The organism is Pseudomonas sp. FP1762 (assembly GCF_030687105.1).
In the GTDB taxonomy this organism is placed as follows: Bacteria; Pseudomonadota; Gammaproteobacteria; order Pseudomonadales; family Pseudomonadaceae; genus Aquipseudomonas; species Aquipseudomonas siliginis.
Genome location: NZ_CP117458.1, coordinates 2,155,359 through 2,178,261 on the forward strand (window position 1 = coordinate 2,155,359; position 22,903 = coordinate 2,178,261).

Here is a 22,903-nt window from a genome sequence, read left to right on the forward strand (position 1 = left end):
CGATCATTCACTGGTAAGGGCCGTGACCGGGTCAAGCCGGGCAGCTTTGCGGGCCGGCATAAAGCCGAAAATGACACCGGTGACCAGCGCACAGGCAAACGCACCGATCACCGCCAGCCCTTGAAAGGCGATCGCCACGCCGCTGAGCAACAACACGCCGCCGACCAGCAGCGCCAGGCCGATTCCGGCGATTCCGCCGACCACCGAGAGCATCAGCGCTTCAGTGAGAAACTGCCGCAGGATGTCGCGCTGACGGGCGCCGGTGGCCATGCGAATACCGATCTCGCGGGTACGTTCGCGCACGGTCATGAGCATGATGTTCATCACGCCAATGCCGCCGACCAGCAGAGAAATTGCTGCAATCGCCCCCAGCATCAGCGACAGCGTGCCTTGCGTGCGCGCTTCGGCCTGGATCATCGCGGCATTGTTGGTCAGCTCGAAATCCTTCTTGCCGTGGTGCCGACGCAACATCGCCTGTTCGATGGCCTGTTCGGCGTCCTTGACCTTGCGCGCATCCTTGGCCGCGATCACCACGTATTGCGGATTGCGGCTGCCGAACAGGCGCGTGCTCGCCGCCGAATAGGGCACGGCGATGCGGTTGTCGCTATCGGAGTCGCCGGAGCTGGCGCCTTTTTCAGCGAGCACGCCGAGGATCTGGAACGGCACGTTCTCGATGAGGATGTATTGACCGATCGGGTCGGCGACATCCTTGAGTAACTTGTCGCGGACCTTGGTGCCGATCACCGCGACGGCGGCGGCGCTGTCCTCGTCGGCCTGGGTGAAGTAGCTGCCCTGAATCACCGGCCAGTTGAAAATCTGCGGAAAGTTGGTGTCATTGCCGCCGACGTAACTGCTGTGGTCGGCGTTGCCAAAGCGCACGCCGGCGGTCGAGCCGTTGACCGGCATGATCCGTTCCACCTGGGGCAGGGCGGACAGTTCGGCGACATCGTCGAGGGTGATGATGCCTTCCGGTGTACGCGGGTTCGGCGCCGAGCCGCTGAGGTAAATGATGTTGGAGCCGAACGCGCCCATTTGCGCCATGACCTGACGCTTGCTGCCTTCGCCGACGGCGAGCATGACCACCACCGAGGCCACGCCAATGACGATGCCCAGCAGGGTCAGCGCGGTGCGAAAGCGGTTGATCCACATCACTCGCCACGCCGCTTGTACAGCGTCGACCAGTTCACCTTTCCAGGCGCCGGTCTGGCTGCTGCCGTTGCTCAGGCGCTGGCGCAGGTCGACCGCTTGCAACGCCCCGGGATTGGCCACAGGCGGCGCGCACGCGTGCTCGGCGCTGTCGCTGATGATCAGGCCGTCGCGGATTTCGATGATGCGTTTGGCCCGTTGCGCCACTTCGCGGTCGTGGGTGATAAGGATCACCACATGGCCCTGATCGGCGAGTTCGTCGAGCAGGGTCATCACTTCAGCGCCGCTGTGGCTGTCGAGGGCGCCGGTCGGCTCGTCGGCGAGGATGATGTGGCCGCCGTTCATCAGCGCACGGGCAATCGACACCCGCTGTTGCTGGCCGCCGGAAAGCTGATGCGGACGATTGCCGGTGCGAGTGCCGAGACCGAGACGTTCCAGCAGCGCGTGAGCTCGGGCATGGCGCTCGGCGGCCGGGGTGCCGGCATAGATCGCTGGCATCTCGACGTTTTCCTGCGCCGAGCCGGACGGGATCAGGTGATAGCCCTGAAAGACAAACCCGAACGCTTCGCGGCGCAGCCAGGCCAGTTCATCACTGTCCAGCTGCGCGACATTTTCCCCGGCGAACAGATACTCGCCGCTGGTGGGACGGTCGAGGCAGCCGAGGATGTTCATCAGCGTCGATTTGCCTGAACCGGAGGCGCCGACAATCGCAACGAATTCGCCGGCGTGGATCGACAGATCGATCCCGCGCAGCACTTCCACCCGCGGGCTGTCATCGCCGCCGTAGGCTTTGCGGATCTGCCGCAGGTCGATCAGGGGCGTGTGCATTCAGCCCCCATGACCAGCGGCCGGCGCGCTGAGAACATGCTCGCCCTCATCCAGACCTTCGAGCACCTGGGTGCGCAGTCGATCGCTGATGCCGGTGCGTACTTCGCGCGCCTGAATATCACCGTTGGCAGCGACGATCTGCGCTCGCTGCCACTGCGGACGCGAGCCCGGTTGCAGGGCGGCAGTCGGCACGGTCAGGGTGTCTTGCGCCTGTTCGGCGACGAAGAACACCTGGGCGGTCATGTCGGTCATCAGGCTGTGATCGGCGTTGTCGACGTCGAGCAGCACGGTATAAAGCACCACGCGTTCGCTGCCGCTGCGACCACTGGTAGGGCTGCCGCCCTGATTCTGTTCAAGCGGACGTGGTGGCACCGGCAGGATCTGCCGCACCGTGCTGCTCCAGCGCCGAGTGCCACCGCTGAGGGTGGTGAAGTAAGCGGTCATGCCCGGTTTGACGTGGCCAATGTCGGCCTCCGAAACTTCGGCCCATACCGTCATCGGCGACAGTCGGGCGATGCGCAGGATCAGCGGGGTCTGTTGTTGCGCGTTGAGGGTCTGGCCTTCCCGCGCACCGACGGCGACCACGGTGCCGCTCATCGGCGCGTAGATGCGCGTGTAACCGAGCTCCGCTTCGTCGCTGCGCAGGCTGGCCTGGGCCTGGCGGATCTGCGCCTGGAACATGTCGATGCGCGCCTGGGTTGCGCGGACCTCGGCGCGGGCGGTCTGCACGTCTTCCTCGCGGGTGGCGCCACCGGCGGCGAGTTTCTGCTGGCGCTGGTATTTCTGCTGCGCCAGATCGTGCTGGGCGCGTTGCTCCTGCAACTGCGCCTTGAGGTTTTCGATGGAAAAGCGCCCGGCATCGAGCTTGGCTTTCTGTGTCGACGGGTCGATTTCCACCAGCAACTGGCCTTCCTTGACCGTATCGCCAGCCTCGACGTGAATCTTCTGAATCTGCCCCGAAGCCTGTGCGCCGACATCCACGTAGCGGCGGGGCTGCAAGGTGCCGAGCGCCGTCACGCTGTTTTCGATATCGCCCCGGCTGACCTGCACAGTGGCAACGGCGTCGCGACCGGGTGGCAAAACCTGCCAGGCAGCAACGGCGATCACGGGAATCAGACAGAGGGCGGCAAACAGCGCGCGACGGGCGGGGCGGGGACGATTCATGCAGGGTTCCGGCCAGTGGTTGCGGCCCGTCGCAAGGCACGACAGACACAGGGGCTGTCCTGTAAACGAGGCATGGGCGACGGAATTTAGCCGCAGACACATCGAGTTACCGTAGCCGGGCGACGACTATTTGTCCGGGATATGGAATCAACTCTTTAAATCTATATGAGAATTACTATAAATTACGCACCTCAAGTTGCCACTATCTTGCTACTGCGTGATCCGCAGGTCTGATCAGTGCGCTCAAGGACAGAAACGGCATCGATGCGGTCGGGAGTCATGTTGGAAAACTACTATCGTGAGCTGGTGTGTTTCCTCAACGCCAGACTGGGCAACCGTCAGGTCGCCGAGGATGTGGTGCATGACGCCTACGTACGCGTGCTGGAGCGCTCCAGCGAGGTGCCGATCGAACAACCCCGGGCCTTCCTTTATCGCACCGCGTTGAACCTGGTTATCGACGATCACCGCCGCAACGCGCTGCGCCAGGTCGAATCGCTGGACGTGCTGGATAACGAAGAGCGCTATTTCACCCCGTCCCCCCACGGCACCCTCGATCACGGCCAGCGTCTGGAAATGCTCCAGCGCGCACTGGCCGAGTTGCCGCCGCTGTGCCGCGACAGTTTTCTGCTGCGCAAGATCGAAGGAATGTCCCATCCGGAAATCGCTCAGACCCTCGGCATCTCCCGGGCGCTGGTGGAAAAACACATCGTCAACGCCATGAAGCATTGCCGCCTGCGCATCCAGCAATGGGACGGCCAGTGAGCCGCGCCGGTTAAATTTCCTTTCATCGTCCTCGTTCCTACTCAACAGACGACCTGCTGACCTGATTCAGGCCGGTCAGGCCACCCAGGCTTTATTTCCCCGCGTTGAGGGGTTCATCCAGAGGACACTGGAAATGACACAGGCAATTGCATCGCCCATCGTTCACGACCTGATCGGCGTCGGTTTCGGCCCTTCGAACCTGGCACTGGCCATCGCTCTGCAGGAGCGCGGCGTGACCCAGGGCGAACTGGATGTGCTGTTCCTCGACAAGCAGGCCACTTACAGCTGGCACGGCAACACCTTGTCGACGCAGAGCGAGTTGCAGATTTCCTTCCTCAAGGACCTGGTGACCCTGCGCAATCCGACCAGCCCTTACTCGTTCGTCAATTACCTCAAGCACCACGGGCGTCTGGTCGATTTCATCAACCTCGGCACCTTTTATCCATGCCGCATGGAGTACAACGACTACCTGCGCTGGGTGGCCGGGCAGTTCACCGCGCAGAGCCGTTATGGCGAAGAAGTGCAGTTCATCGAACCGGTTTTGCACAACCAGCAGGTCGAGGCATTGCGGGTGATTTCCCGGGGCAGCGACGGCCAGCAATTCGTGCGTACCACACGTTCGGTGGTGGTCAGCGCTGGCGGCACACCGCGCATTCCAGAGGCGTTCAAGGCGCTGAAGGGCGATCATCGGGTGTTCCACCATTCGCAGTATCTGTCGCAAATGGCCAGACAGCCGTGCGTGAACAATCAACCGATGAGCATCGCCATCATCGGCGGCGGGCAGAGCGCGGCGGAAGCCTTTATCGACCTGAACGATTCATTCCCGTCGGTGCAGGTCGACATGATCCTGCGCGGCTCGGCCTTGAAGCCTGCGGACGACAGCCCATTCGTCAACGAAGTGTTCTCGCCGGAATTCACTGATCTGGTGTTCCAGCAGAACAGCGTCGAGCGCGAGCGTCTGGTCAACGAGTACCACAACACCAACTATTCGGTGGTCGACATCGACCTGATCGAACGCATCTACGGCATCTTCTACCGGCAGAAGGTTTCCGGGATTGCCCGCCATGCGTTCCGCACCCTGACCACCGTCGAGAGCGCCACTGCCACGGCAAACGGTATCGAACTGGCAGTGCGCAACAATGCCACCGGCGAAGTCACGGTGCGAATCTATGACGCCGTGGTGCTGGCCACCGGTTACGAGCGGCAGATGCACCGCAAGTTGCTCGCGCCGCTGGAGGAATACCTCGGCGAATTCGAAGTCGATCGCAACTACAAACTGATCACCGACGAGCGCTGCAAGGCCGGCATATATATGCAGGGCTTCTGCCAGGCCAGCCATGGCCTGAGCGATACGCTGCTGTCGGTGCTGCCGATTCGCGCCGATGAAATCGCTGGCTCGTTGTACGAGCATGGCAAACAGCGCGGGCACAGTCGCTCGGTGGCGGAGTTGCTGTTGGCGACTGCCAGCTGAGTTCTGCGGCGCCTGTCACACCGCTTTCGCGAGCAGGCTCGCTCCCACAATGGATCTGTGAACGCAGGGCAAAATGTGGGAGCGAGCCTGCTCGCGAAGGGGCCATGGAAAGCCCCACATATGATCGTTCCCACGCTCTGCGTGGGAATGCAGCCGGGACGCTCCGCGTCCCTTTCAGAAGCCGAACGCGGAACGTCCGATGAGGCGTTCCTACGCTGAGCGTAGGAACGCTCGCGGGGAAATTCTGAACCCTTCCTGAACACCCCCCACATTCCCGGCAAACACCTCTTCCAGCGGTTTAGCTGCAGGCGTAAGCTGCGCGCGTTTTCATCAATTGCGGAGACCCACAGTGGGTACTTGTTCGAGTGACAGTTGTCGGCCGGTCTCGATCACCGGCAGATTCTCGGCAAGATAACGCGCAGCCTTTCCCTGCCGTTGTCTCGCCGTAACAGCGAGCAGCGGCATCCCGTGCACGACCCGTTCCGGATCGTGTCTCGACGTCCTTCTCAACGACGCTGAACCAAGCGTGATGGCGACCTCAGTCGTCATCGCAGCCTATCGACACGCCTGTCATTCCCGACCGGCGTGCCACGCCTTGCCGTGCCGGTTTTCCCGGTGCCAGGGCGCGGCGGTACCTGCTCGACGGTTTCCCGGCTGACCACAGGGGACACAGCCATGAAACTCACGCTCAAGGAATTTTTCGCAGGCTTTCTGCGCAGCCGCCACATCGCCCGGCACTTCCGTCGTCTGGCGCTGCTGGATTCGATCAATGACACATTGGTCAGCCGTGAAGTGCCGCCGACGCTGGCCAACACGCTGGTCGCTGCCGCCCATGAAGACAGCGCTGCGTTGCTGTCAGCGCTGGGCACGCACGGCGAGGGGCTTACCGAAGTCGAGGCCGATGCACTGCGCGCGCAACATGGCCTCAACGAGGTCGAACACGAGCAGCCGCTGCCGTGGTGGACCCATCTGTGGCACTGCTACAAAAACCCGTTCAACCTGCTGCTGACCTTACTCGCGGTGATCTCCTGGCTGACCGAAGACCTCAAGGCGGCCGTGGTGATTTTCTCCATGGTGGTGCTGTCGACGCTGCTGCGCTTCTGGCAGGAGAGCAAATCCAATCAGGCCGCCGATGCGCTCAAAGCCATGGTCAGCAACACCGCCACGGTGCTGCGCCGCGATGGCCCACGTCGGGAGCTGCCGATCAAGCAACTGGTGCCCGGCGATCTCATCGTGCTCTCGGCCGGCGACATGATTCCCGCCGATTGCCGCGTGCTCAGCGCCAAGGATCTGTTCGTCAGCCAGGCAGCGATGACCGGTGAATCGATGCCGGTGGAGAAATTCACCCGGCACACCGATCGCGACACGCGTAACCCGCTGGAGCTGGACAATATTCTGTTCATGGGCACCAACGTTGTCTCCGGCAGCGCGATTGCACTGATTCTCACCACCGGCAACAGCACCTATTTCGGTGCGTTGGCGCAACGGGTCGGCGCGACGGACCGGGCGGTGACCTCGTTTCAGCAGGGGGTCAACAAGGTCAGTTGGCTGCTGATCCGCTTCATGTTCGTCATGGCGCCGCTGGTGCTGTTCATCAACGGTTTCACCAAGGGCGACTGGACCGAAGCGCTGCTCTTCGCGCTGTCGATTGCCGTCGGCCTGACCCCGGAAATGCTGCCGATGATAGTCACCTCGACCCTGGCCAAAGGCGCCGTGTTCCTGTCGCGCAAAAAAGTCATCGTCAAACGCCTCGACGCGATCCAGAACTTCGGCGCCATGGACGTGCTGTGCACCGACAAGACCGGCACCCTGACTCAGGACAAGATCTTTCTCGCGCGTAATGTCGACGTCTGGGGTGAGGATTCTGACGCTGTGCTGGAACTGGCCTACCTCAACAGCTACTACCAGACCGGCCTGAAAAACCTGCTGGATGTGGCGGTGCTGGAACACGTGGAAATCCATCGCGAATTGAAAGTCGGCAGTGCGTTTCGCAAGGTCGATGAAATCCCGTTTGATTTCAATCGCCGGCGCATGTCGGTGGTCGTGGAGGGCCGCGCTCAGCCCCACCAATTGATCTGCAAAGGCGCGGTGGAAGAAGTGCTGGCGGTGTGCAGCCGGGTGCGTCACGGCGAAGTTGATGAGGCATTGAGCGATGAATTGCTGGCGCGGATTCGCCAGGTCACCGGCGCTTTCAATGCCGAAGGTCTGCGCGTGGTGGCGGTCGCGGCTCGCTCAATGCCAGCAGGCCGCGAGATTTACAGCCTGGCCGATGAGCAGGAACTGACGCTGATCGGTTACGTGGCGTTCCTCGATCCGCCGAAGGAAAGCACCGCGCCAGCGCTCAAGGCCTTGGCCGAGCACGGCGTGGCGGTGAAGGTGTTGACCGGTGACAACGAGCTGGTCACAGCAAAGATCTGCCGCGAGGTCGGCCTCGCGCAACAGGGTTTGCTGCTGGGCAATGACATTGAGCGCATGGGCGATGCTGAGCTTGCGGTGGCGGTCGAGACGACCAACGTCTTCGCCAGACTCACGCCGTCGCACAAGGAGCGCATCGTCCGTGTGCTCAAGGGCAACGGCCATGTGGTCGGGTTCATGGGCGATGGCATCAACGACGCGCCGGCGCTGCGCAGCGCCGACATCGGCATTTCCGTGGACAGCGCGGTGGACATCGCCAAGGAAGCGGCGGACATCATCCTGTTGGAAAAAAGCCTGATGGTGCTGGAGGAGGGCGTGCTCGAAGGGCGGCGTACCTTCGCCAACATGCTCAAGTACATCAAGATGACTGCCAGCTCCAACTTCGGCAATGTGTTCTCGGTGCTGGTGGCCAGTGCATTCATCCCGTTCCTGCCGATGCTGCCGATGCACCTGCTGGTGCAAAACCTGCTGTACGACATTTCGCAGATTGCCATTCCGTTCGATAACGTCGACGACGAGATGCTGAAACAGCCGCAGCGCTGGCAGCCGGCTGACGTCGGGCGCTTCATGCTGTTCTTTGGCCCGATCAGCTCGATCTTCGACATCACCACCTTCGCCTTGATGTGGTACGTGTTCGACGCCAATACCCCGGATCACCAGACGCTGTTCCAGTCCGGCTGGTTCGTGGTCGGGTTGCTGACCCAGACGCTGATCGTGCACATGATCCGTACGCCGAAGATTCCGTTCCTGCAAAGCCGTGCAGCCATGCCGCTGATGGTGATGACGGCGATTATCATGGCAGTCGGCATCTTCCTGCCCATGGGCCCGCTGGCGCATTACTTCAAGTTGCAGGCATTGCCGTCGCTGTATTTCGCGTTTCTGCCAATGATTCTGCTCGCGTACATGGCTTTGACCCAAGCGGTGAAAGGCTTCTACATCCGTCGATTCGGCTGGCAATAGCAGCCATGGAATGCTCTCCCCTGTGGGAGCGAGCCTGCTCGCGAAGGCGCCGTGTCAGTCAATACGTCTCTGACTGGTATAGCCCCTTCGCGAGCAGGCTCGCTCCCACAGGGGATATTGGTGCGTCTGGGGCGCCGGATGAATGGCCTGCTTTTTAGGAAAAGTCCTACAGAGCTATCCCCGACGCTTGCGTAGTCTTGCCCTCCCCAAACCTCACCGGGAGAATGACCATGAGCAACAAAGCGTTGCGCATCCTGATCGCCGACCCGCAGCATTTTCATCGCATGAAAATCGAGCGCCTGTTCAACTCGCTCGGCTACTACCGCGTCGCCCCGGTGCAGAATCTCGGCGAACTGTTGACGCTGGTCGACTACGGCTGCGAGCCGTTCGATGTATTGGTGATCAATGCCGAGCTGGCGGCAGGCTCCCTCGATCTGTCGGGCTTTCTGCTCGATCACCCACAGGTTCGCCACGCTCTGATCTACAACGAACCGTCGGCGCCCTTGCTGGCGGTTGCGGGGTTTGCTCAGGAAAACGCGCAGATCAGCCCGACGCCATTGCCCAATTCACAGCTCATCGGGCAGGTGATGGCGAGAGTCGAAGCTTGCGACGAACGCCAGGCACCGCCCGACTCTCACGCGTCGTTGCGCCATGCCAATGCATAAAAAACCACTCTGCACAACTGTCAGACCTGACAGGTGATTCTCTTGCTCATCCATGTAACAGTGCCGGCGCGGCCACCGACTCCGGGACAGACTGTTGCGGTGTCTTCGATTTTGCAGGAGTACCAATGAAGTCAGCGCTGATCGTCGATGATCACCCAGTCGTGCGCGCGGCCATTCGAATTGTCCTGCAGGCTCAAGGCTTCACGCAGATTCATGAAGCGTCCAATGGCAATGAAGTCGTGCCGTTGATTTGCGCGCATGATCCACACCTGGTCGTGCTCGATCTCGGCTTGGGGTCCATGGACGGGCTGGAAGTGCTGACGCGAATCCAGATCAAAGCGCCGACGGCACGCTGCCGGATCCTGGTGTTCAGCATGCATGAGCCCACGCATTACCAGGAGCGCTGTTTGCGCGCGGGCGCGCGGGGTTACGTGACCAAGAGCAATCATCTGACGCTGCTGCACGATGCTATCAAGGCGCTGATGTCCGGCCACACCTATTTCTCTGCGTTGCCCAATACCAGCGGTCTGTACAACGCGGTGCAACGCACTGAACAGGAGCTGATCGCTCAGCTGTCCGATCGAGAGTTATGCATTTTCGTGAACCTGGCGTTGGGCAAACCAAACAAAGCCATCGCCCAGGAGATGCACCTGAGTCACAAGACCGTCAGCACCTACAAGACCCGCATGATGGCGAAACTTGGCCTGGGTTCGCTGGTGCTTCTGCGTGAGTTCGCCAAGCGCAATCACTTGATCTGAGTACCTCGACATGACGCAGGGACTGCGGGTTTTAGGGATTTGGCTGGGGCTTGCCGCCTTGGTCTGGGCGAATGATCAGCCGCAGACACTGGAGGTGCTGGCCCGCCTCGAACCTGGGGGTATCCAGGTCCGCCTCGATGATCGGGAGCGCCAGTGGCTGCGTGAGCATCCAGTTTTGCGCATGGGCATCTCCGGCCCGGATTACCCGCCCTTCGAAATCACCCGCCAACAGCATGAGCTGGAAGGGCTGACCGCCGATTACGCCGATCTGCTGGCGCAACTGCTCGGCATCAGGATCGAAGTGCGGCGTTTCGCCGATCGGCCGGCACTGATGGCCGCACTCAAGCGCGCCGACGTTGATCTCTTGGGCACCTCGAACAGTTTCGAAGCGGCGGATCCGGCCTTTGTTCTGTCGCGGCCGTATGCTGAAGATCAGCCTATGCTGGTCACGCGTCACGACGAGAAGCTGACCGCCGACCTGACGGCCAAACGCATCGCCATGGTCGAGGATTACCTGCCACTGGCCCATGTTCAGGCGTTCTACCCCGGCGCCCACGTGCAGCTTTATGCTTCGGCCATGGATGCACTCGGCGCGGTCGCCTTCGGTGCCGACGACGTGTACCTGGGCGACTTCATCAGCGCCAATTATCTGATCAACACCAACTATCGCAACGACCTGCAATTGGCCGGGCCGTCGGGGCTTGATGCCAATCCGTTCGCCTTTGCGTTGTTGCGCAGCGATGTGGTGCTCAAACGCATCGTCGACAAGGCCTTGCTGGCCGTGCCCATGGAACGTCGGCATCTGATCGAACAGCGCTGGAGCGTCGGCCTCGCCGAGATGGCCGAACAGTCGCGGGTACAGCTCAGCGCCGCTGAACAGCAGTGGCTTGATCTGCACCCGGTGGTGCGGGTGGGCGCGGTCGAAGACTTCGCGCCGTTGGCGTTTTTCGATGCCGATGGACGCTTCAACGGCCTGGCAGCGCAGTTGTTGAGCCTCATCGCTCAGCGCAGCGGGCTGAATTTCGAGATCGTGCGTGGCACCTCGTTGAACGATCAGTTCGAGCAGCTCCAGGCGGGTGAACTTGATGTCCTGCCGGTAGTGACGCCGAGCACCGAGCGGGAAGCGCAGCTGCAATTCACCCGCGCCTATCTGAACAATCCGTTCGTGCTGGTCAGTGCGGCGAACGGGCCACATCCATTGCCGCTCGACGACCTGGCGGGCAAACGCCTGGCCATCTATCGCGGCCACCCGTTGCGTGAATACCTGCTGCAACGCGTGCCCGGACTACGTCTGGTCGAAGTGAAAAGCCCCGCCGAAGGCATGGCGCTGATTGCCCGAGGACAGGTCGACGTAACGGTGAGCTCGTTGCTGGTGGCGCGTTTTCTGATTGCCCGGCAGTACCGCGATCGCCTGCGAATTACCGGCACCGTTGGCGATCAGCCGGCGCGCATCGCATTGGCCACGGCGCCGCAATCGGCATTGCTGCACTCGATCCTGAACAAGGCGTTACTGAGCATTGCGCCGCAGCAAATGGATGAACTGGTGGAGCGCTGGAGCCACGATGTAGTGGTCGAGAACAGCTACTGGCTGCGCCACCGTCAGGAGATTCTGCTTGGTTTCGCCAGCGCAGCTGCCTTGCTTCTGTTGTCACTGCTGTGGATTGGCTGGCAGCGCCGGCAGATCCACCAGCGTCAGCAATGGTTGCTGCAACTGCAACAGGCCAAGGACGCGGCGGACGAAGCCAGTCGGGCCAAGAGCACTTTTCTGGCGACCATGAGCCACGAGATCCGCACGCCGATGAACGCCCTGATCGGCATGCTCGAACTGGCCCTCAAGCGCGCAGAGGAGGGCGTCACCGATCGACTCGCCATTCAGGTGGCGTCGAATGCCGGCCAGCAATTATTGGCGTTGATTGGCGACATTCTCGATATCGCTCGTATCGAGTCCGGGCATTTGTCCCTCGCGCCCGAGCGGGCCAACCTGCGCGAGACGGTGTTATCGGTGTGTCGGGTTTTCGAAGGGCTGGCGAGGCAGAAACGCTTGTTGTGGCGCATCGAGCTTGATCCGCGCGCCGACGTGGATGTGCTGGTCGATCCGACGCGCTTCAAACAAGTACTGTCCAACCTGTTGAGCAATGCGATCAAATTCACCGAGGCAGGCGAGGTCAGCCTGCGACTGCAGGTCGTTGCAATATCGGACGAGCAAGTGAATGTGCAGGTGCTTATCGAAGACAGCGGCATCGGTATAAGTGCCGAGGATCAAAAGCGCCTGTTCAGCCCGTTCGTTCAAGCGAGCAATAGCCTTCAAGCGGCGCGCAGCGGTTCCGGCCTGGGGCTGGTGATCAGCCGTAACCTCTGCGAAATGATGGGCGGCACGCTGGGTCTCGATAGTGATCTCGGGCAAGGCACGCGAGTAAAAATCAATATCCAGTTGCCGCTGCTGACGTCGGTGGCGACCACACTGGCAACGCCCGAGCCGGCAGCCGCGACCTGTGTATTAAGCGTGTTGGTGGTGGACGATCACCCGGTCAACCGCTTGCTGATGTGCTGGCAATTGAGCGAACTCGGGCATCGCACGGTAGATGTGGGCGATGGCGAACAGGGGCTGGACCGCTGGCGAACCCAGGCCTTCGATGTGGTGATCACCGACTGCAACATGCCGCGACGCAATGGCTATGAACTGGCACAGGCGATTCGCAACGAAGAAGCCGCCAGCGGCCGCAGGCCCTGTCTGATCCTCGGTTTTACGGCCAACGCGCAAATCGAAGAGCGCCTGCGTTGTCTGGATGCCGGTATGGACGGCTGCCTGTTCAAACCGATTCGCTTGCACGATCTGGCTGAAGCCATGAACGGCGCCCGCCGTTGCGAGCTTCACGAAGATGAACCGCCTGGCGCCGAGTCGGTCGAGATTGACCTGAGTGCCCTGGAGCAGATGGCCGGGACCGATCACTCGTTGATCGAGCATTTGCGCAACGAAGTCGGCAACAGCCTGCGTGATGATCTCCAGGCTCTGGATCATATCCACGTCGGCGACCGCAACGGCCTGCTTGAGCTGGCCCATCGCATCAGGGGCGGCGCGCAAATGGTCGGCGCTGCGCGGGTTGTTGCGGCGTGTGCAGATCTGGACACGGCGTGCCGAGACGGTGATAACGCGTTTATCGAGCGTGCCATCGGCAAGCTGCGCGACGCCATGCACGGCCTCGCGCGCTGTCTCTGAACCAATGCAGTCTGCTGTGGGAGCGAGCCTGCTCGCGAAATGCGCGCTGCTGACCCAATTGTTCTGCACATGGAACACTCAAGCCGGTTTTCACCGTCTAGTCGAATATTCGATATGCCTTTAGGCTTAATCCAATGCATTTACCCATTGGAGACCCCATGAAAAACATCATCGGCATTTACACCAGCCCGCGCGGCCATTGGGTCGGCGATGGTTTCCCGGTGCGCACACTTTTCTCTTACGACAACCTGGGCAAGCACATCAGCCCGTTTCTGCTGCTCGATCACGCCGGTCCCGCCGAATTCACCCCGACCACTGAACAGCGTGGCGTCGGCCAGCATCCGCACCGTGGTTTTGAAACCGTGACCATCGTTTACGACGGCGAAGTGCAACACCGCGACTCCACCGGCAGCGGCGGCACCATCGGCCCGGGCGACGTGCAGTGGATGACCGCAGCGTCCGGCATCCTCCATGAAGAGTTTCATTCGGAGAATTTCGCCAGAACCGGCGGCAAGCTGGAAATGGTCCAGCTGTGGGTCAACCTGCCGGCCAAGGACAAAATGGCCGCGCCGGGTTACCAGACCATTCTCGACCGCGACATTCCCAGCATCGCGCTCAAGGACAACGCCGGCAGCCTGCGTCTGATCGCCGGTGAATTCGACGGGCACACCGGACCTTCGCGCACCTTCACGCCGATCGACGTCTGGGATCTGCGCCTCAATGCCGGCAAGTTGCTGACGCTTGATCTGCACGAAGGACGCAATACCGCACTGGTGGTGCTGAAAGGTTCGGTGCAGGTCAACGGTGCGGAATCGGTAGGGGTCGGGCAGTTGGCGCTGTTCGAACGCGACGGTGATCGACTCACTCTCCAGGCCAGCGAAGACGCGGTGGTATTGCTGCTCAGCGGCGAGCCGATCGACGAACCGATCGTCGGCCATGGCCCGTTCGTGATGAACACCGAGCAGGAAATTCATCAGGCCTTCGCCGACTTTCAGTCCGGGCGTTTTGGCCGGATGCACGCCTGACCCCGAGCTTTACTGGCAACTGAAACTCCCCTGTGGGAGCGAGCCTGCTCGCGAATGCTCTGATTCAGTCGAAGAGGTAGTGACTGACAGGACGCCTTCGCGAGCAGGCTCGCTCCCACAGGTTTTTCAGCGTCTGATCGTTCCCACACTCTGCGTGGGAATGCAGCCGGGGACGCTCCGCGTCCCACATCCTCAAGATCGCAGCCTTCGTCAGCTCCTACAGGGTTTCGCAGTGTTTTCAAGCGGCGGTTCATCCGCCGAAATCAATTGCTCCTACACTGTGCCAATCTGTGCGATCTTCTCGCGATTGGCCTTTGTCGGAGTTGTTTGATGCTGTCTCTGCTGACCGAACACCCTTTGTTTAGCGCGTTGATCCTGATCCTGCTCGATCTTGGCCTGTGGCGGCTGATCAGCTCTCGCGGCAGCGAATGGAAGCTGTTGGTGCGGGTGCTGATTTTCGCCCTGTTCAGCATTGTGCTGTTCAACGAAGGCCTCAACCCGATGGAGCCGGCGCCGTGGGCCGACAACGTGCCGCTGCATCTGGCGGCGACCGGGTTGCAGATCGGCTGGTGGCTGTTTGGTGCGCGGACCCTGACGGTGCTGATCGGCGCGGTGATGATGCAGCGGGTCGGCCACACCGGCCGGCTGTTGCAGGACTTGCTCGGCGCGGTGATTTTCCTCATCGCGATCATTGCGGCGCTGGCGTACGTGCTCGATCTGCCGGTCAAAGGCGTGCTGGCGACGTCCGGCGCGTTGGCGATCATTGTCGGTCTGGCCTTGCAGAGCACCTTGAGCGACGTGTTCTCCGGCATCGTCCTCAACACCACCAAGCCCTATCAACTCGATGACTGGATCTCCATCGACGGCACCGAGGGCCGCGTCACCGACATCGACTGGCGCGCCACGCGTCTGCAAACCAGTCAGGGCAGCATGGCCGTGATACCCAACTCGCTGGCGGCGAAAGCCAAAATCATCAACTTCAGCCGACCGAGCAATATGTTCGGCGTTTCCGTCAGCGTGCCTGTCAGCCCCCATGCCCGGCCCAGCTCAGTGATCGAGGCGCTGGAGCGGGCAATGCAGGGTTGCCGGCAATTGCTCGACACGCCGGCGCCGAGCGTATCGTTGAAGAGTTCTGCCAGCGGCGGCGCGGAATACGAAATCAGTGGATTTGTCGCCTCGATGGGCGAGAAGCGCGTGGTGCGCAATCAGTTGTTCGACCTCGCTTACCGGCATTTGCAGGCCTCCGGCGTCAACCTGCTGTCGAGCAACGAGACCAGCGCCGCACCGCAGTTGTCGCGGCCAAGGGCGTTGTTAGAAAGCTCACCGATCTTCTCGACTCTGCGTGAAGAAGAGAAAGACACCTTCAGCCAGAACATGACCCTGCAAACCTTCCGCGCCGGCGAAACGATTCTGGCGGGCGGGGAGGTCAGCGATCATTTGTTCATCATTGAATCCGGCGTGGTTTCGGTGACGCTCAAGCGCCATGGTGCACCCCTGGAATCCGGGCGCATGGGGCCGGGCGAGGTGATCGGCGAGGCCGGGATTCTCTCCGACACCGCGCTGCCGGCGGATTTTTCCGCGAAGACTTTCTGCGCCCTGTATCGCATCGAGAAGTCCTACCTGAAACCGTGCCTGGACGCGCGCCATGACATCCATGATGCGATGCAGGCGTTGCTCGATTTCCGCCTGCACAAGGCGCAGTCGCTGACCGAGGAAGCGCCCGTGGTCGCGCCGAAAAGAGGCTTCCTGCAATGGCTGCGTAATCGCGTCTGAGCTGTCGCATTGTCATTCGATGCAACCTGCGCGGCGTTCTCAGGGTCACAATTTGCAATCCCACCGGGCAGGAGTTGCAGACGATGAAAAACCTGCGAATCGCCACCTTCAACGTCAATGGCATGCGCGCGCGGCTGCCGAATCTGCTGGAATGGCTCAAGCGCGAGCAGCCGGACATCGCCTGCCTGCAAGAGCTCAAGTCAGTCGACAGCGCATTTCCCGCCGCCGAACTGGAGGCCGCCGGTTACGGCGCGATCTGGCAGGGCCAGGCGTCATGGAATGGCGTGGCGATTCTGGCGCGTGATGCGCAGCCGCTGGAGAGTCGACGCGGTTTGCCCGGCGATCCCGATGACACGCACAGCCGCTATATCGAAGCGGCGGTGCACGGTGTGCTGGTCGGTTGCCTGTATCTGCCCAACGGCAACCCACAGCCGGGGCCGAAATTCGATTACAAACTGGCCTGGTTCGAGCGTCTGATCAATTACGCCAAAGACCTGCAAAGCAGCGATCACCCGGTGGTGCTCGCCGGTGACTTCAATGTCGTGCCCACCGACATGGACATCTACAACACGCGATCCTGGCTCAAGGATGCTTTGTTGCAACCCGAAAGCCGCGAGTGCTATCAGCGCCTGCTGGGCCAGGGCTGGACCGATTCCCTGCGCCACGTGTATCCCGAAGAACGCATCTACACCTTCTGGGATTATTTCCGTAACCATTGGCAAACCAACTCCGGCCTGCGCATCGACCACCTGCTGCTCAACCCGGCATTGAGCCCGTATCTGCACGATGCCGGCGTCGACGCCTGGGTACGCAACGAACCGCACGCCAGCGACCATGCACCGACATGGATTCGCATCGGCTCGCGGAAAAAGCGCTGACCAGGCGATTGGCGAAATCAATTGTCGAAAGCCGTGCCTGATCCCGTATACAGGGCAACATCCACGCAGTGTTCTGCGGCCCATGCATAAGGATCGAGCAATGAGTGCGCTACGGCTGAGCAATACCAATCTGTATCTGCAACGTTTGGGTTTCGATGCGCCGCCGCCACCGACACTGGATACGTTGCGTCAGTTGCAACTGCGCCATACCGCCGAATTTGTTTTCGAAAATCTGGCTACGATCATGGGTGAACCGGTGTCGATCGACCTGGACTCCATCGAAAGCAAGGTGCTGCAGCAAGGGCGGGGCGGCTACTGCTACGAACTCAACCATTTGTTTTATGCGCTGCTGCTTGAATTGGGCTTCGACGCGCGGGCGATCAGCGGGCGCGTGGTGATGAATCAACCGGAAGGCAGCTGGACGGCGCGCACCCATCGTTTGAGTCTGGTGACCATCGACACAGTGCGTTACATCACCGACGTCGGCTTTGGCGGCATGGTGCCGACCGCACCGCTGCTGCTCGACAGTGAACATGAGCAACTAACCCCGCACGAACCCTACCGCATCGACAAGCAGAACGAAGGCTACCTGCTGCGCGCCCAGGTCGCAGGCGAGTGGCGGCCGATGTACCTGTTTGATCTGCAGCGCCAGGAGGACATCGATTACACCGTCGGCAACTGGTACGTCTCGACGCATCCCGAGTCACCTTTTGCCCAGCGCCTGATGGTGGCGCGCACCGGCGCTGGTTGGCGCAAAACCCTGAACAACGGCAGTTTCGCCATTCATCACATGGGCGCGGACAGTGAGCGGCGCGAAGTGGCGGATGTCGACGAGCTGATGGAGTTGCTGCGGCGTGAGTTTGATCTTCAAATGCCTGATTCACCGCGTGCGCGGCAAGCGCTGGCTCGGGTCATCGCGCCAGCCTCCATCTAAGGCTTTACATCAGGCTCCAATACGCGACGGATTTCGCCGATGGCCGCTGACAGCTTTCTCTCGAGACTCTTGAGATCGGTGGCGGTGATGCCTTTCTTGAATTGCCCCGTCAGACCTGAGTCGTCAGCGCTTCCCTGCTGGCGTGGGCCATCAAGCAGAGCATGGCGCAGGGTGTTGTTGATCACAGTCTGGTAGCCAAAGCCCTCGGTTTCTGCGGCGGTACGCGCCGCTTCGATCACCGCGTCATCAAGCATGATGGTGATGCGGGTCTTGCCCTTGCTCGGCGCTACTGCGCCGCGTTTACCTGCGGAAAAGTCATATTCGTCTTTCATCGTTCAAGCCTCCTGAAAATACGCGCGCCGTTCGCTGGGTGTGGCGAGACGTGCGGAAATGATTCGAACAACATTGGCTTCGCGATGGCTGTAAGCAACGGCAAGCACACGACCTTTGGCATCGAGGCCGAGGGTGATCCAGCGTTGTTCGTCATGGTCGTTGTCCTCAAGTGTCAGTGCGCGTTCGTCATGGAAAACCGGTTCGGCTTCGGCGAGGCTGATGCCTTTGTGCTTGAGTTTGTTGGCTGCGTTTTTGCTTTTGTCGTACTGAATCTTGAATGACTTCATTATGCATACTTTATATGTATAAAAAAGAGCGCGACTGCACCGTCGGTCGCCGTGAACACTTCAGCCTGGTGGACACTGGCGCGGACGCAGCGGGGATGTGTTGCCGGATTTGTTAGGGCAAGAAGCGCAGGCTAGAAGGTTGGATGGCTACCTAACCATTATTTGACTGATAAGTTGTATACAACTCTATGGACATTTGTCCTGAGTATTGAATACAGTGTGCGCATAACAAAAACCAGGGAACCCCCCACCATGAAAACGCCCCATGTTTCACACCAACGGCCCGAGGACGAAAACCTCGGGGTCGGCGCGAATATGGCTTACGGCCTGCAACATGTTCTGACCATGTACGGCGGTATCGTTGCGGTGCCACTGATCATTGGCCAGGCGGCCGGTCTGTCGCCGGCGGACATTGGTCTGTTGATTGCTGCTTCATTGTTTGCGGGGGGGCTGGCGACGTTGCTGCAAACCCTGGGTCTGCCGTTTTTTGGCTGTCAGCTGCCGCTGGTCCAGGGCGTATCGTTCTCTGGTGTGGCGACCATGGTCGCGATCGTCAGCAGTGGCGGGGAGGGCGGTTTCCAATCGGTGCTGGGCGCGGTGATTGCCGCCTCGTTGATCGGCTTGCTGATCACGCCAGTGTTTTCGCGCATCACCAAGTTCTTTCCGCCGTTGGTCACCGGCATTGTGATCACCACCATCGGCCTGACGCTGATGCCAGTGGCCGCACGCTGGGCAATGGGTGGCAACAGCCACGCGCCGGACTTCGGCAGCATGCAGAACATCGGTCTGGCAGCGGTGACGCTGGTGCTGGTGTTGCTGTTGAGCAAGGTTGGCAGCGCGACCATTTCTCGGCTGTCGATTCTGCTGGCCATGGTCATCGGCACGGTGCTGGCGGTGTTCCTCGGCATGGCGGATTTCTCCAGTGTCACCACCGGTCCCATGTTCGGCTTCCCGACACCGTTCCACTTCGGCATGCCGACCTTCCATTTCGCCGCGATCCTGTCGATGTGCATTGTGGTCATGGTGACGCTGGTGGAAACCTCGGCAGACATCCTTGCCGTGGGCGAAATCATTGACACCAAGGTAGATTCCAAACGCTTGGGCAACGGCCTGCGCGCCGACATGCTGTCGAGCATGTTTGCGCCGATCTTCGGTTCGTTTACGCAAAGTGCTTTCGCGCAAAACGTCGGCCTGGTGGCGGTGACCGGGATCAAGAGCCGATTCGTGGTCGCTACCGGCGGCTTGTTCCTGGTGGTGCTCGGCCTGCTGCCGTTCATGGGCCGGGTGATTGCTGCCGTACCGACTTCGGTCCTTGGCGGCGCCGGGATCGTGCTGTTCGGCACCGTGGCGGCCAGCGGCATTCGCACCTTGTCGAAGGTGGACTACCGCAACAACGTTAACCTGATCATCGTTGCCACCTCGATCGGTTTCGGCATGATCCCGATCGCCGCGCCGAACTTCTACGATCATTTCCCGAGCTGGTTCGCGACTATTTTCCATTCGGGCATCAGTTCGTCGGCAATCATGGCGATCCTGCTCAACCTGGCGTTCAACCACTTCACGACCGGCAACTCGGATCAACAGTCGGTGTTCGCCGCAGCCGAAGAGCGCACGCTGCGTTATCGCGATCTCGCCGCGCTGCGTGAAGGCGATTACTTCAGTGACGGCAAGCTGCATGATTGCGATGGCAAGGAAGTGCCGGTGATCGAGCCGGATGACCATGATCATGGCCACGGCGCGCCGAAGGTGCAGGTGAAAAGCAGCGAACATGTCTGACCGCTGCGTCTGAAACAGGAAAGGCCGATATGCCCAAACAGATCGGCCTTTTGGTATTTTTAATGCGCCCACAAAAAAGCCCCTGAACCTTGCGATTCAGGGGCTTTGCTATTTGGCTCCACAACCTGGACTCGAACCAGGGACCCAGTGATTAACAGTCACTTGCTCTACCAACTGAGCTATTGCGGAATTGGTGCGTATGTTACTGATTCAAAAAGAGAAGTCAAGCGTCGCCTGGCGATTTATGCGATTCAGCGGGACGGACGGCATTTTGTCAGCGATTGACGGTTACCAGAAAGACTTCAGAGGTCTACCATGGCAGCCCGGAAGTGGTCACACGCGCTACCGGCCATTCGCCGCAAAGGTACGCGCCATGAATCAAATCATCCGTAACACCGAGGTGCTCGCATGAGCACTGCACAGATCAGCCTGCCCAAAGGGATCGGCCCGCACGCCGAAAAACTTTTCGATGCAATCGCCGGGGCAAGCACCGCCGAAGAATTGAACCGCGCTGGCGGCAAGGCTGAAGGTTTCGTCCTCGGTCTCGAAAGCAGCAAGGCCATCAAAAGCCAGGTCGCCGAATCGCTGTATGTGATTTACGACGATGCCGCCACCCAGCGCTCGGCTGAACTGGCTTAACTGCCGAAAGTAATCGTGCCGAGCATCAGCTTGGCATAGACCGCTGTCGCCGCCAGTTGCACCAGCCACAGGGCCAGGCCACCGAGGAATACCCCGGTGGCTACTTGCAGCACCAGGCTCTTTTCACGCTTGGCCGGAGCGCGCGGGATGAAATCATCCAGGTCGTCACGGTCGGCGCGCAGGTTGTCGTTTTTCATGTGGGTTCTCTTCAAAAATCTCGGGTGTACACAAAACCGGTAGGAGCTGCGGAACGCTGCGATCTTTTGATCTTGATCTTGGAAACAAGATCAAAAGATCGCAGCCTCGTTGCACTCGTCAGCTCCTGCACTTTGAATTGTGTGCAGTCTAGAGGTTGCACGGCGGTTCCAGGGACAAATAAAAACGGGAAGCCCAAAGGCTTCCCGTTTTTCATCGCGCGGCGAAATCAGATGACCTGAACGATCGCGTCCGTCACAGCCTTGATGTTGCTCTGGTTCAAGGCAGCCACGCAGATGCGGCCGGTGTCCAGGGCGTAGATGCCGAACTCGTTGCGCAGGCGATGCACTTGTTCAGTGGTCAGGCCGGAGTAGGAGAACATGCCGCGCTGACGACCGACGAAGCTGAAATCGCGGCCCGGGGCTTTTACCGCCAGCAGGGCAACCATCTGCTCGCGCATGCCGCGAATGCGCAGGCGCATCTCGGCCAGCTCGGCTTCCCACTGTGCGCGCAGTTCCGGGCTGTTCAGCACCGCAGCAACAATGCTGGCGCCATGGGTCGGCGGGTTGGAGTAGTTAGTGCGGATCACGCGCTTGACCTGCGACAGCACGCGCGCGCTTTCTTCTTTCGATTCGCTGATGATCGACAGTGCGCCAACGCGTTCGCCGTACAGCGAGAACGATTTGGAGAACGAGCTCGAGACGAAGAAGGTCAGACCGGATTCGGCGAACAGGCGCACAGCGGCGGCGTCTTCATCGATGCCGTCGCCGAAACCCTGGTAAGCCATGTCGAGGAACGGCACGTGACCTTTGGCCTTGACCACTTCCAGTACCTTGTTCCAGTCCGCCGGGGTCAGGTCGACGCCGGTCGGGTTGTGGCAGCAAGCATGAAGGACAACGATCGAGCCGTTCGGCAGGGCGTTGAGGTCGTCGAGCATGCCGGCACGGTTCACGTCGTGGGTGGCAGCGTCGTAGTAACGGTAGTTCTGCACCGGGAAACCGGCGGTTTCGAACAGCGCGCGGTGGTTTTCCCAGCTCGGGTCGCTGATCGCCACGACGGCGTTCGGCAGCAGTTGCTTGAGGAAGTCGGCACCGATTTTCAGCGCGCCGGTCCCGCCGACGGCCTGAGTAGTGATGACGCGACCGGCGCTGATCAGCGGCGAGTCGTTGCCGAACAGCAGTTTCTGCACGGCCTGGTCGTAGGCAGCGATGCCATCGATCGGCAGGTAACCGCGCGAAGCGTGTTGCGCGACGCGAATCGTCTCGGCTTCGATCACCGCGCGCAGCAGTGGAATTCGCCCCTCTTCGTTGCAGTACACGCCCACGCCCAGGTTGACCTTGGTGGTCCGGGTATCGGCGTTGAATGCTTCGTTGAGGCCCAGGATTGGATCGCGGGGTGCCATTTCGACAGCGGAGAACAGGCTCATTATTACGGCGGCTCTGAATGGAGAGTGGAGGGACGTGTAGCGCTCCAGCCGAATGCACTAGAGCGGTGCACAAACGGGGAGCTAGTATAGAGGCCATCACCGCGCAATGGCGACAGGCGAATCGGCTTTTGAGGTAAGTTTTTCCGATTATTTCTGGACCGTTAGTCGATTGACTTTGTCAGACTCTTTACCGGATGTAGGACGTTTGCCTTGAAAGGTCAGGCAATCGCCACCACATTCAGCACAATCCA

Annotated in this window: 18 protein-coding genes and 1 tRNA gene; 12 read left to right on the forward strand and 7 right to left on the reverse strand. The window is 60.6% G+C overall.

The window, feature by feature from the left end; translation table 11 throughout:
• Positions 1 to 3: 3 nt before the first annotated feature.
• Both PSH90_RS09435 and PSH90_RS09440 read right to left on the reverse strand, forming a co-directional pair.
• Positions 4 to 1,974, reverse strand: coding sequence for a MacB family efflux pump subunit (locus PSH90_RS09435; RefSeq protein WP_305382586.1), 1,971 nt, complete (start codon positions 1,972 to 1,974; stop codon positions 4 to 6).
• Complete coding sequence (locus PSH90_RS09440) at positions 1,975 to 3,138, reverse strand: efflux RND transporter periplasmic adaptor subunit (protein WP_122747138.1); 1,164 nt, start codon at positions 3,136 to 3,138, stop codon at positions 1,975 to 1,977.
• A 279-nt stretch (positions 3,139 to 3,417) separates the two neighbouring features.
• Between PSH90_RS09440 and PSH90_RS09445 the strand changes: the two genes are divergently transcribed.
• From PSH90_RS09445 to PSH90_RS09490, 10 genes are all read left to right on the forward strand, one after another.
• The gene (locus PSH90_RS09445) at positions 3,418 to 3,900 is read left to right on the forward strand and encodes a sigma-70 family RNA polymerase sigma factor (protein ID WP_016773904.1); all 483 of its coding nucleotides are present in this window, start codon (positions 3,418 to 3,420) and stop codon (positions 3,898 to 3,900) included.
• Between the two features lie 133 nt (positions 3,901 to 4,033).
• Entirely contained in the window at positions 4,034 to 5,371 is a 1,338-nt protein-coding gene (locus PSH90_RS09450) for a lysine N(6)-hydroxylase/L-ornithine N(5)-oxygenase family protein (protein ID WP_024012366.1), read from the forward strand.
• A 675-nt stretch (positions 5,372 to 6,046) separates the two neighbouring features.
• Entirely contained in the window at positions 6,047 to 8,746 is a 2,700-nt protein-coding gene (gene mgtA / locus PSH90_RS09455) for a magnesium-translocating P-type ATPase (RefSeq protein WP_095179481.1), read from the forward strand.
• 230 nt (positions 8,747 to 8,976) lie between these two features.
• The gene (locus tag PSH90_RS09460; protein WP_041478514.1) at positions 8,977 to 9,411 is read left to right on the forward strand and encodes a hypothetical protein; all 435 of its coding nucleotides are present in this window, start codon (positions 8,977 to 8,979) and stop codon (positions 9,409 to 9,411) included.
• Between the two features lie 125 nt (positions 9,412 to 9,536).
• A complete protein-coding gene (locus PSH90_RS09465) occupies positions 9,537 to 10,169 on the forward strand; it encodes a response regulator transcription factor (RefSeq protein WP_056784337.1) in 633 nt (210 codons plus the stop codon).
• Positions 10,170 to 10,179: 10 nt separating this feature from the next.
• Entirely contained in the window at positions 10,180 to 13,386 is a 3,207-nt protein-coding gene (locus PSH90_RS09470) for a transporter substrate-binding domain-containing protein (RefSeq protein WP_305382587.1), read from the forward strand.
• A gap of 158 nt (positions 13,387 to 13,544) precedes the next feature.
• Positions 13,545 to 14,411, forward strand: coding sequence for a pirin family protein (locus tag PSH90_RS09475; protein ID WP_150741426.1), 867 nt, complete (start codon positions 13,545 to 13,547; stop codon positions 14,409 to 14,411).
• Positions 14,412 to 14,741: 330 nt separating this feature from the next.
• Positions 14,742 to 16,184 (forward strand): mechanosensitive ion channel family protein, encoded by a 1,443-nt coding sequence (locus PSH90_RS09480; protein ID WP_041478518.1) that lies wholly within the window; start codon positions 14,742 to 14,744, stop codon positions 16,182 to 16,184.
• A gap of 83 nt (positions 16,185 to 16,267) precedes the next feature.
• Positions 16,268 to 17,062 carry an exodeoxyribonuclease III gene (xth, locus tag PSH90_RS09485; RefSeq protein WP_095179485.1) on the forward strand — a complete coding sequence of 265 codons (795 nt, stop codon included), beginning with the start codon at positions 16,268 to 16,270 and terminating at the stop codon, positions 17,060 to 17,062.
• Positions 17,063 to 17,162: 100 nt separating this feature from the next.
• Positions 17,163 to 17,996, forward strand: a complete 834-nt coding sequence (locus PSH90_RS09490; protein WP_305382588.1) for an arylamine N-acetyltransferase — start codon at positions 17,163 to 17,165, stop codon at positions 17,994 to 17,996.
• On the opposite strand, the gene PSH90_RS09495 is transcribed toward PSH90_RS09490, so the two are convergent.
• Both PSH90_RS09495 and PSH90_RS09500 read right to left on the reverse strand, forming a co-directional pair.
• Positions 17,993 to 18,328 (reverse strand): BrnA antitoxin family protein, encoded by a 336-nt coding sequence (locus tag PSH90_RS09495; protein ID WP_016773914.1) that lies wholly within the window; start codon positions 18,326 to 18,328, stop codon positions 17,993 to 17,995. The two genes, PSH90_RS09490 and PSH90_RS09495, sit on opposite strands and share 4 nt — an antisense overlap.
• A 3-nt stretch (positions 18,329 to 18,331) precedes the next feature.
• A complete protein-coding gene (locus PSH90_RS09500) occupies positions 18,332 to 18,616 on the reverse strand; it encodes a BrnT family toxin (RefSeq protein ID WP_305382590.1) in 285 nt (94 codons plus the stop codon).
• A gap of 252 nt (positions 18,617 to 18,868) precedes the next feature.
• Between PSH90_RS09500 and PSH90_RS09505 the strand changes: the two genes are divergently transcribed.
• The gene (locus PSH90_RS09505; RefSeq protein ID WP_024012376.1) at positions 18,869 to 20,392 is read left to right on the forward strand and encodes a nucleobase:cation symporter-2 family protein; all 1,524 of its coding nucleotides are present in this window, start codon (positions 18,869 to 18,871) and stop codon (positions 20,390 to 20,392) included.
• 113 nt (positions 20,393 to 20,505) lie between these two features.
• On the opposite strand, the gene PSH90_RS09510 is transcribed toward PSH90_RS09505, so the two are convergent.
• Positions 20,506 to 20,581, reverse strand: a tRNA-Asn gene (locus tag PSH90_RS09510).
• 219 nt (positions 20,582 to 20,800) lie between these two features.
• Between PSH90_RS09510 and PSH90_RS09515 the strand changes: the two genes are divergently transcribed.
• A complete protein-coding gene (locus PSH90_RS09515; RefSeq protein ID WP_122700510.1) occupies positions 20,801 to 21,031 on the forward strand; it encodes a hypothetical protein in 231 nt (76 codons plus the stop codon).
• Here the strand turns inward: PSH90_RS09515 and PSH90_RS09520 are convergent.
• Both PSH90_RS09520 and PSH90_RS09525 read right to left on the reverse strand, forming a co-directional pair.
• A complete protein-coding gene (locus PSH90_RS09520) occupies positions 21,028 to 21,228 on the reverse strand; it encodes a hypothetical protein (RefSeq protein WP_041478524.1) in 201 nt (66 codons plus the stop codon). The genes PSH90_RS09515 and PSH90_RS09520 overlap by 4 nt on opposite strands.
• A gap of 227 nt (positions 21,229 to 21,455) precedes the next feature.
• Positions 21,456 to 22,652: an amino acid aminotransferase gene (locus tag PSH90_RS09525; RefSeq protein ID WP_305382591.1), complete on the reverse strand. Its 1,197-nt coding sequence runs from the start codon at positions 22,650 to 22,652 to the stop codon at positions 21,456 to 21,458.
• Between the last annotated feature and the right edge of the window lie 251 nt (positions 22,653 to 22,903).

Coding starts and splice junctions, on each gene's coding strand:
- PSH90_RS09435 (WP_305382586.1), bottom strand. CDS start 1,974: ATGCACACGCCCCTGATCGACCTGCGGCAGATCCGCAAAGCCTACGGC.
- PSH90_RS09440 (WP_122747138.1), bottom strand. CDS start 3,138: ATGAATCGTCCCCGCCCCGCCCGTCGCGCGCTGTTTGCCGCCCTCTGT.
- PSH90_RS09445 (WP_016773904.1), top strand. CDS start 3,418: ATGTTGGAAAACTACTATCGTGAGCTGGTGTGTTTCCTCAACGCCAGA.
- PSH90_RS09450 (WP_024012366.1), top strand. CDS start 4,034: ATGACACAGGCAATTGCATCGCCCATCGTTCACGACCTGATCGGCGTC.
- mgtA (WP_095179481.1), top strand. CDS start 6,047: ATGAAACTCACGCTCAAGGAATTTTTCGCAGGCTTTCTGCGCAGCCGC.
- PSH90_RS09460 (WP_041478514.1), top strand. CDS start 8,977: ATGAGCAACAAAGCGTTGCGCATCCTGATCGCCGACCCGCAGCATTTT.
- PSH90_RS09465 (WP_056784337.1), top strand. CDS start 9,537: ATGAAGTCAGCGCTGATCGTCGATGATCACCCAGTCGTGCGCGCGGCC.
- PSH90_RS09470 (WP_305382587.1), top strand. CDS start 10,180: ATGACGCAGGGACTGCGGGTTTTAGGGATTTGGCTGGGGCTTGCCGCC.
- PSH90_RS09475 (WP_150741426.1), top strand. CDS start 13,545: ATGAAAAACATCATCGGCATTTACACCAGCCCGCGCGGCCATTGGGTC.
- PSH90_RS09480 (WP_041478518.1), top strand. CDS start 14,742: ATGCTGTCTCTGCTGACCGAACACCCTTTGTTTAGCGCGTTGATCCTG.
- xth (WP_095179485.1), top strand. CDS start 16,268: ATGAAAAACCTGCGAATCGCCACCTTCAACGTCAATGGCATGCGCGCG.
- PSH90_RS09490 (WP_305382588.1), top strand. CDS start 17,163: ATGAGTGCGCTACGGCTGAGCAATACCAATCTGTATCTGCAACGTTTG.
- PSH90_RS09495 (WP_016773914.1), bottom strand. CDS start 18,328: ATGAAAGACGAATATGACTTTTCCGCAGGTAAACGCGGCGCAGTAGCG.
- PSH90_RS09500 (WP_305382590.1), bottom strand. CDS start 18,616: ATGAAGTCATTCAAGATTCAGTACGACAAAAGCAAAAACGCAGCCAAC.
- PSH90_RS09505 (WP_024012376.1), top strand. CDS start 18,869: ATGAAAACGCCCCATGTTTCACACCAACGGCCCGAGGACGAAAACCTC.
- PSH90_RS09515 (WP_122700510.1), top strand. CDS start 20,801: ATGAGCACTGCACAGATCAGCCTGCCCAAAGGGATCGGCCCGCACGCC.
- PSH90_RS09520 (WP_041478524.1), bottom strand. CDS start 21,228: ATGAAAAACGACAACCTGCGCGCCGACCGTGACGACCTGGATGATTTC.
- PSH90_RS09525 (WP_305382591.1), bottom strand. CDS start 22,652: ATGAGCCTGTTCTCCGCTGTCGAAATGGCACCCCGCGATCCAATCCTG.